Annotated in this window: 9 protein-coding genes; 8 read left to right on the plus strand and 1 reads right to left on the minus strand. The window is 44.9% G+C overall.

Annotation, left to right across the window (positions count from 1 at the left end; translation table 11 throughout):
• Positions 1-167 precede the first annotated feature (167 nt).
• Positions 168-1,178, plus strand: coding sequence for a 2-hydroxyacid dehydrogenase (locus ACOMHB_RS03305; RefSeq protein WP_448215490.1), 1,011 nt, complete (start codon positions 168-170; stop codon positions 1,176-1,178).
• A 30-nt stretch (positions 1,179-1,208) separates the two neighbouring features.
• On the opposite strand, the gene add is transcribed toward ACOMHB_RS03305, so the two are convergent.
• Positions 1,209-2,204, minus strand: a complete 996-nt coding sequence (gene add, locus ACOMHB_RS03310; RefSeq protein ID WP_448215491.1) for an adenosine deaminase — start codon at positions 2,202-2,204, stop codon at positions 1,209-1,211.
• A gap of 263 nt (positions 2,205-2,467) precedes the next feature.
• Between add and ACOMHB_RS03315 the strand changes: the two genes are divergently transcribed.
• Genes ACOMHB_RS03315 through ACOMHB_RS03345 form a run of 7 tightly spaced genes read left to right on the plus strand, consistent with a single transcriptional unit; the run spans position 2,468 to position 11,688 of the window.
• On the plus strand, positions 2,468-3,460 hold the full coding sequence (locus tag ACOMHB_RS03315; RefSeq protein ID WP_448215492.1) for a hypothetical protein: 993 nt from the start codon (positions 2,468-2,470) through the stop codon (positions 3,458-3,460).
• 46 nt (positions 3,461-3,506) lie between these two features.
• A complete protein-coding gene (locus ACOMHB_RS03320) occupies positions 3,507-4,565 on the plus strand; it encodes a coiled-coil domain-containing protein (RefSeq protein ID WP_448215493.1) in 1,059 nt (352 codons plus the stop codon).
• Positions 4,566-4,612: 47 nt separating this feature from the next.
• Positions 4,613-5,476, plus strand: coding sequence for a hypothetical protein (locus tag ACOMHB_RS03325; RefSeq protein WP_448215494.1), 864 nt, complete (start codon positions 4,613-4,615; stop codon positions 5,474-5,476).
• Between the two features lie 48 nt (positions 5,477-5,524).
• Entirely contained in the window at positions 5,525-6,940 is a 1,416-nt protein-coding gene (locus ACOMHB_RS03330) for a coiled-coil domain-containing protein (protein WP_448215495.1), read from the plus strand.
• A gap of 48 nt (positions 6,941-6,988) precedes the next feature.
• Positions 6,989-8,572 carry a coiled-coil domain-containing protein gene (locus ACOMHB_RS03335; protein ID WP_448215496.1) on the plus strand — a complete coding sequence of 528 codons (1,584 nt, stop codon included), beginning with the start codon at positions 6,989-6,991 and terminating at the stop codon, positions 8,570-8,572.
• A gap of 41 nt (positions 8,573-8,613) precedes the next feature.
• Positions 8,614-9,891, plus strand: coding sequence for a coiled-coil domain-containing protein (locus ACOMHB_RS03340; protein WP_448215497.1), 1,278 nt, complete (start codon positions 8,614-8,616; stop codon positions 9,889-9,891).
• Between the two features lie 48 nt (positions 9,892-9,939).
• Entirely contained in the window at positions 9,940-11,688 is a 1,749-nt protein-coding gene (locus ACOMHB_RS03345) for a coiled-coil domain-containing protein (RefSeq protein ID WP_448215498.1), read from the plus strand.
• Positions 11,689-11,706: the final 18 nt, after the last annotated feature.

Genomic DNA, 11,706 nt, shown 5'->3' on the forward strand with positions numbered 1-11,706 from the left:
CACAGCCCGGAAGAGCTGCCATACGTTGGCATAGAAAGGCTATTTTCACTAAAAAACTCCGCTATGATTCTTATCAGTTGCCCAGAGTTTATGGCTGTCAAATGCTCAGCCCAGAGTTTATGGCTGTCAAATGCTCATGCCAGTGAAAAGAGGAACCTGAACCGATCATGAAAATCTGTATCTTTAATGCCAAAAAATACGATCGTGAATTCTTTGACCTGTGCAATGCCGATACCGGCTTTGAACTGGAATACTTTGATATTCACCTGGATGAAAAAACCGCTCACCTGGCCAGAGCGGGTGATGCCGTCTGCGCTTTTGTTAATGACGATCTCAGTCGGCCGGTTCTGACTGTCATGGCGGAGTATGGTATCAGGCTTCTGCTTATGCGCTGTGCCGGATTTAACAATGTTGACCTGGATGCGGCAAAAGAGTTGGGTATCACTGTAGCAAGAGTTCCGGCTTATTCTCCCGAGGCCACGGCTGAGCATGCCATTGCCCTGATCATGACCTTGAATCGCAAAACCCATAAAGCATATCAGAGAACCCGGGATGCCAACTTCTCACTGGAAGGGCTGACAGGATTTAACCTCCATGGTCGTGTAGCGGGGGTTATTGGCACGGGCAAAATCGGTCTGGCTGCTGCCCGTATTCTGAAAGGCTTTGGTTGCAAACTGCTGGGGTACGATCCTTATCCGAACCCGGCTTTTGAAGATCTGGGCGGGGATTATGTTTCCCTGAATCAACTGCTGCAACAAAGCAAGCTGATTACCCTGCACTGCCCTTTAACGAAAGACAACGAGTACATGATCAATGAGGACGCATTTAACCAAATGCAACCCGGAGTGTTACTGGTCAATACCAGCAGAGGTAAACTGCTGAATTCAGTGGCAGCAATGGACGCTCTGAAAAAAGGGATTCTGGGTGGACTGGCGCTGGATGTTTACGAAAACGAGCAGGACCTGTTTTTTGAAGATCTGTCCGATGAGGTGATTCAGGACGATGTTTTCAGACGCCTTTCAGCCTGTCACAACGTTATTTTTACCGGCCACCAGGCTTTTCTTACCGAAGAGGCGCTGATGGCCATTGCCAAAACCACACTGGGCAATGCCAGAGCTTTTTTCGAGGGAAAAGCCTCTGGCAACGAAATAGCCAGAGATGTGCCAGATCAGCATTGAGGTCGGACCAGTGAGGCCCGACCCATATACTCAGTGTTTGGCAGCTTTGAGCGCTTCTTTCTCAGCGTCACTCAAAAAAGAAATGGTCAAACCATTTTCCTGAGCCTGGCGGATCTGCTCAGGGGAGAGACCAGCAGCAGGCGCCGCGACTTCATACTCATAAGGCAGCTCAATGCCTTCCACCGCCGGATCATCGGTATTGATGGTGGCCAGCACGCCGTGTGCCAGGAATTTCTTGAGCGGGTGCTTTTCAATGCTTGGGAAAGTGCTGGTCTGGATATTTGACGTCAGGCAGGACTCAATACCAATGCGGTGCTCGGCCAGATAATCCATCAGCGCAGGGTCCTCGATGGCTCTGACACCATGGCCAATTCGGGTGGCACCCAGATCACGAATAGCTTGCCATACGCTTTCGGCGCCCACTGCTTCGCCCGCATGAACTGTGACATTCAGGCCAGCATCACGAACCTGTTTGAAGTGCTCGACAAACAGCTCACCCGGTTTGCCGAACTCGTCACCGGCCAGATCAATTGCAACCAGTCTGTCCTTGAAGGCCAGACAGGCATTCAGTTCCTGCTGGCAGGCTTCCTGGCCAAAAGTACGACTCATGATACCGATGAGGTTGGTTTTGACGCCAAAATCACGGCTGCCGGCCTGAACACCGTCCACGACTGCTTCGACCACACCCTGAGGATCAAGGTTGTGAGTCATGGCCATATAGTAAGGGCTGAAGCGCAGTTCGGTGTAATCAATTTGGGCATTCAGGGCGTCTTCAACATTCTCATAGGCGACTCGACGACATGCGTCGTAATCTGCCAGAACCTTTACACCCCAGTCCAGCTTGGCCAGAAAACTCACCAGGTCAGGCTCATTGCTCATAACCCGAACATGGGGAATCAGCTCTTCCAGATTATTGGCGGGTAACTCCAGGTTGTGCTGCTGGCCCAGCTCCAGAATGGTCCGGGGGCGAATATTACCGTCCAGATGACGATGAATGTCGGTGAGGGGAATGGACTTGTCAATCATGTTAATGCTGCTCTCATCAATCTCGGGGTCCGCGTCTCTTCAGCCCGGGACCATTTCATAATGCGGTTTCGGGGGAATGAATATTACAGAGAATCAGTCATAAGTCTAAGGCGAGAGTAGCGGATTTCCCTATTAGCTGAGGAAATTTTGTCAGAATGGCTAACAACAAAGTTATTCAGGATCTAACAGGGGAACAAGCCGTACTGGCCAGAGTCAAAAGGTGTATGACTAATTAAATTAAATGTTGTCAGAGGAGTATTACTATGGCAAATCCATCAGGTGCAGTGGCCCCCCCATCAGCGGCTGGCATGAACGTTCAGACGACACCTAAAATGCCCGCGAAGCCCCGGGGTACTAATGCGATGTATTCATTGAATCGATGCTGTGAATATAAAAACAAATTAAAAAAGGTAACCTCAGGTTCCGAATGGCCAATTGCTCCTGGTTCGCCTCTCAGGCAATCTTCTGCGAAGGTTGAAAAACATCTGGAAGCCCGGTCGATAGAAGCTGCTTCATCCAGTCAGGGCTCGTTAACCAATCCACAAAAGATTAGCGGGACTACTGAGGCTGGAATTCAGGCTGAGCGAGAGGAAATGGTTGAATGTTCGCCGGAGAATTACTCGCGCCTTTGTGAGCATAGTAAGCGGTTAAGCAAAATTTTGGCTGTTGCTATAGAGATTGAAATGGCATTGGATGACGATATCTCCTTCTATCAGAATGCTTTAGCAGGTCCGCATATGGAACAGCAAGAATTACAATCAAAGGCTGTTGCGCTGAATGAGAAACCCAAAATGTATGAGGCCAAAGATATTCAGGTTCTTGAACTGGAGATGAAAATCCTGAACCTCATGCAACAACCTGTAGATAGCAACAAGCCAATGAATCGACCGCAGGCCGAGCAAGAAATAAAGTCGCCTGTTGATGAAAAAGTCATGAATTTAGAGAAACGTCTGAAATTAGCTGACAGTCGTATAAAAGATATGCAGTGCGAACTTGGCAAAATGCAGAAAGAAAAAGATGCATTATCCCGAGCTAAGAAGTTTCTGGACGAATCCATAGAATCGTATATCCATCGCATTGAAGCTGATCACCAAATTATAGAAAAACTCAAGTATGAAAAAGATGCCCAATCCAGACAATGGGATATCGACAGGGCTGCTATGGAAAGAGAGATTGAAACCCTGAGAACTAACCTGAGAGCACTCTCGGTTAATAACCAGACGGCAAAGACGAAAGCCTCCCCGTATGCTCGTTAATCGTCAAACCAGTTATGAATTTTTAATGTTGTAAAAGGAGTAGTAAATGATAAATCCATATGGCACAGGTAGTCCTTCACCAAGCACTCAACTGAATGCTCAGACTTCAACCGGGACGCCCAAAGAAGAAACTTTGCTGTTTGCATTGCGTCGATGCGGTGAACATAAAGCGACATTACGCAATATTTGGCTGGGCTCGACTCGCCCGCCTTCACCTACCCCTCCTGAGCATTGCCCTCTTCTGGAGGGTGGTAAACGTCTGGAAAAACGGAAGGTGGAAGCTTCGTCATCCCGGCAGGAGTCAACCGATTCAGATAACTGTTTCAAATGCGATGAGTTTGGAATCCGGGGTAAATACTCACCAAGCCAGGATAAACTGCAAAGAATCTGGGATCAGCTGGGAACAACCCGGGCTGAGCTGGAAACAACCCAGACTGAACTGGAAAGAACCCAGACTGAACTGGAAAGAATGGATGAGCGTGTTCAGGAGGGTCATCAGCGCTACTGCCAGCTCTATAAAAAGTACTACGAAGCTATGTCACATCTTGCCCAGGCTGAATTCGAATTGGATAAAGATTTTGAGTTCTATTATCGGGAAGCGTTTCCAATGTTCCATGAGAATAGGACGGAGGCAGCGCTTCACAAACTTCGGTTTTCAAACGTTGCGCTAACCGATCAGGTTTACTCGCTGCAGAGAGAATTATTAGAAGCTCGGCGACAAGTAGCTCATCCTGATCGTGCCTTTATTGAAGATCCGCAAGAAACAACTGAGCTGTCCAGACGGAATGCACAATTAGAGAATGAGTTACATAAAAAGAACACAATGCTTGAAGCCAAACAGGAGCAACTGTCTAAAGCGGAAGCTCTAAACGTTGATTTGATCAGAAGGTTAACTGATATGCATCAAAGGGCAAAGTCCAAGGGCGCTGATGCGGCACCCAAAGAGCCGCTATCTCAGCTACAGAATGATCTGCGAGAGACCCGGTCTGTCTTGCAAGAGAGAGAGTACAAAGTGAGTTCCCTGGTTGCAAACGCTACCCCGAGAGCACTCTCAACTGACAATCAGACGACAGAGATAGAAGCTGCACCGGATGAGGCTCATTGATAGTCAAAACAGTTGTGAATTTTTTAATGTTGTAAAAGGAGTATTACATGATAAGTCCATTTGACGCAGGAAATCCTTCAGCAAAAACTGACCTCGCTCAGGAGTTACCTAAGACGCACAGAGGCACTGCGATGTTTGCATTGCGTCGATGCAGTGATTATCAAAAAGCATTAGGCAATATTTGTCTGAGCATGACCTGCCTGACTTTACCTCCTCCCCCTGAAGATTGCACGCTTCTGGAGGGTGGTAAGCGTTTGCAAAAACGGACGGTGGACGTTTCCTCATCCCTGCAGGAGTCAACTGCATCACGAAAGCTTACCCAAGACAGTGAGGCTGGACCCCAAGCTGAGCTGGAGATAACCCGGGCTGAGCTGGAAAGAATGCATGAACGTATTCAGGGAGATCGTCAGCGCTTCTGCAAGCTCCATAAAAAGTTCACTGAAGTTTTGGACCTTGTTGAGGATACTAAATCGGCATTGATTAAAGACTTTGATTTCTATTATGACCGAGTGTTACTCAGTCACAAAGAGGATGACAGGGAGAATGAGTTTTACAGACTCCGGCATGAAAAAGCTGTGCTATCCAGACGTAATGAGCAATTAGAGAAGCAGTTAGATCAGCAGAACACAGTGCTTAAAGCCAAAGAAGAACAACTGTCTGACATGCAAACCACAAACGTTCAATTGCTTAGAAGGCTAAGAGCTATGCATCAAAAGCTAACGTCCAAGGGCGCTGATGTGGTACCCAAAGAGGCGCTGTCTCAGCTACAGAATGATCTGCGAGAGACTCAGGCTCTTTTGCAAGAGAGAGAGGATAAAGTGAGTGCCCGGGTTGCAAACGCAGCCCCGAGAGCACTCTCAACTGGCAACCAGACGGCAGGAATGGAACCTGGACCGAACGAGGCTCGTTAACAGGCAAACGGTTTATGAATTTTTGAATGTTGTAAAAGGAGTATTACAATGGCCAACTCACTCGACTTAACAATGAGTCCGCTTGGACATGACCCCATTAGATCTGAGATGCCAAGGGGCCATTCGGACAGCATTGCGAGATATGCATTGCGTCGTTGTTATGTTTGTAAAGATGCATTAGGAAAATTACCGACAGAAGACACGATCATGTCGGGTTTTTCTGCCCCTCCAGAAAATAGCCCTTTTTGTCGTAAAGATCTGGAGTCACGAGAGGTGGCAGTATCTTCATCTTGTCAAGGCCCGACAACTATTCTGCGAAAAGTTAGCGAGGCCAGTGAGGCTGAAATCGAGGCTGAACTGGAGAAAATGAATGAACGTATTCAGAATGATTACAAGTGCCTTTGTGAGTATCGCTCGCAGTTAATGGAATTTATACAATTTGCTATGCAGACTGAAACTGGAGTGGAAGAAGATATTCTCTTCTATACGAAAGCGTTATCAAGTCAGCCTGAGGATCAGCAAGTATTAGAGTTAACGACTAATGAGCTGCATCAGAAAACCAAAATGTTTGAGGCCATAGATCAGGAGATTCGTGAACCGGCTAGAAAATTCCAGAAGCTCACACTACCGCTTGAAGAGAGCAAAAAGCCAATGAAGCGACTGCATGACGAGCAAGAAGCAAAGGCGCTTGTTGATGAAAAAATTAAAAATTTAGAGAAGCTTGTGAGTGAATACCGTAGTCGTATATTGAAGATGGATAGCATCCATAGCGAAACCGAGAAAGAAAGATATAAAATATCAAAAGAAAATAATTATTATCTAACGTTATTGAAAAAAGAATATACACGACGTTCGGATAGAGAAAACCAGATCGTTAGAGAACTTGAAGAACAAACTGAGAAACAATCCGAACGGATTAAAAACCTGAGGAAATGTGTAGCAAGATATAAAAGTGACTATCAGAAACAATCCAATAAGGTTAAAAGACTGAGGAAGCTTGCAGTACAAAATAAACTTCGCTTCGAGACTGATAAGGCTATCAAAAAAAAACTCAGTGATGAAAAAGATGCGCTATCCAGACGGGTTGAGGAACTAACGAATGAGTTACATCATCAAACAGCACTGCTTGAAGGCAAACAAAAGCAACTCTCCAATACAGTAAGTCAAAATGCTCTTTTTATGAAAATGCTGAAGCGTTCATCTCAATTGAACAGTACCAGAGTGCTTGAATTGATAAAGAGTAAAAAGATGTTCTCTCAGCTTCAGAGTGAGCTGAAAGAAACCCGGTCTCTTTTGAAAGCGAAAGAGGCTGAACTGAGCTCAAGGGATGCTGAATCCATACAGTGGGATATTGACAGGGCAGCGTCGAATAAAAAGATTAAAAACCTGAGGGCTAAACTGAGAGCACTCTCAATGGACGACCAGACGACTGATACTAAAGCTGCATTGGATGAGGCTAGTTGATAGTCAAAATAGTTGTGAATTTTTTAACGTTGTAAAAGGAGTATTACAATGGCAAATCCAACAGGTGTAGCAACCTCTGCACACATAATTGACCAGAGTGTTCGGATCAAAGATATGATGTCCGGCGACGATCCCGCCAGCGTTGCGGAATATTCATTATATCGATGCAGTGCTCTTACAGAGCCATTAAGCAAGATGCGTAAAGGGATCACTGTGGAAGAGTTACCTGAAAAGCCTTTGCCGTGCAGTCTTTTGAGTGAATTTAAATGTCTGGATCGTCGGACGGTTTCAGCGCATCCATTCCTCGAGGATAGTACTGAGGAGATGCCAAGCGTTTTAAACAAAATTAACGAAGCCAATGGCTATGAAATCTGGGCTGAACTGGCAAATATGGATCAGCAAAGAAGGGCGTACTACCATCGCCTCTGCCAGCTTCACAGTCAGCTCTGTGAATCTCTGAATGTCGCTCAACAGGTTGAAAACTTATTAGAAAACGATATTTCTTTTTATATCGAAGTGTTACAAGGTCAGCATAAGGGTCAGGAAGAATTACCGGTAATGGGCAGTAAATTCTCTCAGGCTTTGACTGCACACTTAGGTTCTCTTGAGAGTGCGCTAGATCAGAAGACGAAAATACTTGAAGCCCGAAATGAGCAATTTCATGAAATGGATAAAAAAATCCAGGAGCTTACGCAGCAGGCTGTACTTAGCAAAAATACAGCGTTTTCGGTAGCGGACGAACAAGTCAGAACCATTCAAACTAAGGAATTATTCAAAGAATTAGAGGAGCAGCTGAGTCTATCTCGTAAGCGTTCAGCTCTGATGCGGGAAGAGCTTAAGGAAGTTCGAATAGAAAGAAAAGAGGCTCAAGCTGCCCTTCGCAGTTTCGAAGCTGGAAAACATGTGAGCATGGAAGATTTTAAGAAGTTGAAGGCGGATTTAGCACAAGCTCGTGGCGATCAGCATATTTTAAAAATAATAAAGAAAGATAGAGATGAACTATTCGGAATAGTTAAAACGCTGCAGGATGAAAAAGGTAAACAATACGAAGAATTTTACAGGACGAAGCAGAAGTTATTAGAAACTAGAATGTTCTCAAATAATCAGCAAGTTGAATCAGAAAAAATGCAAAAAGCAATGCAAGAAAAAAACGATGTGTTGTCCAGACGGGTTGAAGGGCTGGAGGCAGAGTTAGCAGAAGCTCGTCGTTGTTCAGATGCTCATCTGGCTCTTTTAAAAAAAATGCGGAAAGAAAAAGCTCAACAATCCAGGGGAGCGAGCCAACGTGAGAATGAGTCAGATCCAAAAACCACAGAGCGTGACGACATTCAGGGGGAACTGTTTGAACTGGAACTTGAAAACAATCATTTGATGAGCCAGTTGGCCTGTAGAGAACAAAGTCTCAGAGCTGAAAAAAGAATGCGCTCTCAGCTTGAGAATGAGCTGGAACAGACCCGGTCTCTTTTGCAACAGAAAGAAGATGAGGTGATCGCCTGGGTCAATCAATCGAGACAGTGGAACACCGCCAGGGCGGCTATGGAAAAAGAGATTGAAAATCTGATGGATAAACTGAGCATGCTATTACAGAACAACCAGTCAGAGGAGATGGAAATTTCCCAGGATAATAGTTAAACGGTTTATAAATTTTTTAATAGTGTAAAAGGAGTATTACTATGACTTACCCAATTAAATCAGCAGCAGGGCCTTCATTTGTATCTGACCCCAAGGTCAATGAAAATGTTGAGATGCCACCTGAAGCGCCTCGCAAATGTGCGGACAGTTCTGCAGTGGATTCATTGCATCGATTCTCTGCTGTTATAGATACATTAAGCCTGTTGCGCGAAGGCATGACCGCGGAAAAGTTGCCTGACCGTCCTGATTATTGCCATCTTCTTTACGGTGATAAAAGTCTGATGTCACGGAAAGTGGTAGCTTCTTCACTGCGGTATGACTCGTCAACCGATTCAGGAAAGCTAGAAGACAGAGAGGCTGAAATTCTGACTGAGCTGGGGAGAATGGACAGACGAACTCAGGAGGATTATCAGCAGCTCTCCAGGCTTCATAGTCAGCACTCTGAGGCTATGGATGTTGCTCTAAAGACTGAAAAGGAATTGAAGATCATTTTTCCCTTCTACAACAGTGCGATGGAAAGGCAGCATCATGATCAGAAAAAAGTAGGGTCACTGTTTGGTAAGTTGCAAGAACAATACAAAATCCTTGACACCAAAGATGAGGAAGTAGATGAACTGGTTAGAAAAAATCAGGATCTTACACGAGAGCTTGAAAGCAGCAGAAATAAATTGTTCAAGTTGCAGAATGTGGAAGACATAATCATTCGTAATGATGCATCAGTCAGACTGTTAGAGAACAATTTAAGAGAAGCTAATCTTCGTCTAACATCGATGCAGAAAGAGCTTAATACACTCCGGCAAGAAAAATCTGAAAAATGGAAACCTGCTGACAAGCAGGATAAGGATTTAGCAAAAGACCAACCTGATCCAAATGTTGATAAGGATACCTTAAGCACAACCCTTAAAGAAAAAACTGCACTATCCGAACGGATTGAAGATCTGGAGAGACTTTTAGAAGACGCCAGGGATCGCTCGAAAGCTGCTGAAGATCTCGTGGCCGATACGAGGAATAAAATGAATCAAAAAGACAAACAGCTTCGGAAGCTGAAGGAGAATCTGGAAAGTGCTAATCGTAACGCAAGTGAACATGCAAACGCAGTAAAAAAGGGGCATGCAGAAAAACACAGGCTATCCAGCCAGCTTAAAGCTCTGGAGAAGCATTTATCACTTGCTCAGCATGCAAAAGATTATTATCAGAAAAAGGCTATCGATGACCAGATAAAATTAATAGAGCAATCCAGACGGATTGAGCAACTTGAGGATGAGTTACGCCAGAAAGGCATAGCAGAGACAGAAGCCTCACCGGATCAGGCTCGTTAACAGTCAAACGGCTTATGAATTTTTGCATAGTGTAAAGGGGGTAATACAATGGCAACACCAGCAGGCACAGCAAACCGACCGCTCGAATCTAACATTTTGGTTAATACAGATGTTGAGTTGGCATCTGAGTTGCCCAGCAACCATACGCGCCATACTGCGATCTATTCATTGCATCAATGCAAAGCTCTTACAGAGATATTAAGCAAGTTGCGCAAAACTACGATCGTGGAAGCCTTGCCTGAACCCCCTGTGCTTGGCCGTTTTAAAAGTCTGAAGTCGCGGACAGTGGCAGTTTCTTCATTCTGGCAACGTTCGTCAACCGATTCAGGAAAGCCTGTCCAGGCCAGTAAGACTGAAATTCTGGCCGAGCTGAATCAAATGGATGAGTGTCTTCAGCAGTATTATCAGCGCATCTGCCAGCTCCATCGCCAGCTCACTAAAACGCTGGAAATTGCTTTGCAGACTGAAACGGCATTGAGCGACGATATTCCCTTCTATGAAGAAGCGTTTAAAAGCCAGTATAAGGAGCAGCAAGAATTACAGTTAATGGCTGATAAATTGCAGAAACAAACCAAAATGCTTGAAGCCAAAGATCGTGAAGTCCATAAACTGGGTGCAGACATCAGCTTTCTTAAAGAACAGGCTAAGATTAGCAAAGAGCATTTGAACCGAGCTTGTGACCAGCAATCAATTAAGGCGATTGCTGATGAAAGAGTCAGAAAATTAGAGGATATCATAAGAAATGTTAATAGTAATTCAACATCGATTCAGAAAGAAATTAAAACCATCCGGGAAGAAAAAAAGCAGTTGGATGATGCCTTTTCCAAGATCGGGCTGAAAAAATTTTCGGACCCCCAACAGATTCTAAAGCTGTTGCAGGATTTAGAGTCAGCTAATCGCATCGTAAAGTCTTCTCGAGATCAAAATGAAAGAATAGTTCAGCTAGAAGAATTGAATAACAATCAGAGCAGGGATTTGCGAGAAGTTCAAAGGCGCTTAGAAGACTCTGAATCTTACGTACTAATAATCAGGGCAGAAAATGCTGATCTATCCAGTCAGAATGAGCAACTGAAGAGTCAATTGGCCAAAGCTAATACTGGCTCCGAAAGAAAAATCCATGAAGACAAAGGTGCGCTAACCAGACGGGCTGAGAAGCTGGAAAAGGATTTAGCAGAAGCTAACCGTAACTACCAGGAATCCATAAGAACAATCCGGGAAGAAAATGCTGTTCTTAATCGTGGCTATCAAGAAACCATAAGAAGAATTCAGGAAGAAAAAGACGTACTTAATTGTGCCTATCTAGAGACCATAAGAATAAACCAGGAACAGGCTGATCATCTAAATTGGCGTATATCAAAAGCTCAGCATACTGCAGGTTCTCATCAGGATGACGATATCAGAGCCCGTTTAGAACGATTGGAACAATCAAGACCGACTGAGCAGCTTGAGAATGACTTACGCCAGAAGGCCACTGTGCTTAAAGCCACACAAGAGCAACTGTCTGAAGTTGAAAGTCAAAAAGCTCATATGCTGAAGAAGTTAAAAAATATGCATAAAAAGCTCACCGCCAAGGGTATTGATGTGGTACCCAAAAATACACTGACTGAGCTTCAGAATAACCTGCAACGGGCCCAGTCTCTTTTGCAACAAAAAGAGGATGAAGTCACTGCCTGGGTCAACCGATCCCGACAGTGGGATACCGACAGGGCAGCTTTGGAAAGGGAGATTGAAACCCTCAGAGCCCTGCCAGGCAGGTTTATACAGAACAACCCAACAAGCGGAGATGAAAGCCCCTGATCAGGCGGGCTGATAGTC

This window comes from Endozoicomonas sp. 2B-B, assembly GCF_053470045.1.

What these genes read in the sequence shown, in the direction of transcription:
- ACOMHB_RS03305 (WP_448215490.1), top strand. Translation starts at nt 168, where the DNA reads ATGAAAATCTGTATCTTTAATGCCAAAAAATACGATCGTGAATTCTTT.
- add (WP_448215491.1), bottom strand. Translation starts at nt 2,204, where the DNA reads ATGATTGACAAGTCCATTCCCCTCACCGACATTCATCGTCATCTGGAC.
- ACOMHB_RS03315 (WP_448215492.1), top strand. Translation starts at nt 2,468, where the DNA reads ATGGCAAATCCATCAGGTGCAGTGGCCCCCCCATCAGCGGCTGGCATG.
- ACOMHB_RS03320 (WP_448215493.1), top strand. Translation starts at nt 3,507, where the DNA reads ATGATAAATCCATATGGCACAGGTAGTCCTTCACCAAGCACTCAACTG.
- ACOMHB_RS03325 (WP_448215494.1), top strand. Translation starts at nt 4,613, where the DNA reads ATGATAAGTCCATTTGACGCAGGAAATCCTTCAGCAAAAACTGACCTC.
- ACOMHB_RS03330 (WP_448215495.1), top strand. Translation starts at nt 5,525, where the DNA reads ATGGCCAACTCACTCGACTTAACAATGAGTCCGCTTGGACATGACCCC.
- ACOMHB_RS03335 (WP_448215496.1), top strand. Translation starts at nt 6,989, where the DNA reads ATGGCAAATCCAACAGGTGTAGCAACCTCTGCACACATAATTGACCAG.
- ACOMHB_RS03340 (WP_448215497.1), top strand. Translation starts at nt 8,614, where the DNA reads ATGACTTACCCAATTAAATCAGCAGCAGGGCCTTCATTTGTATCTGAC.
- ACOMHB_RS03345 (WP_448215498.1), top strand. Translation starts at nt 9,940, where the DNA reads ATGGCAACACCAGCAGGCACAGCAAACCGACCGCTCGAATCTAACATT.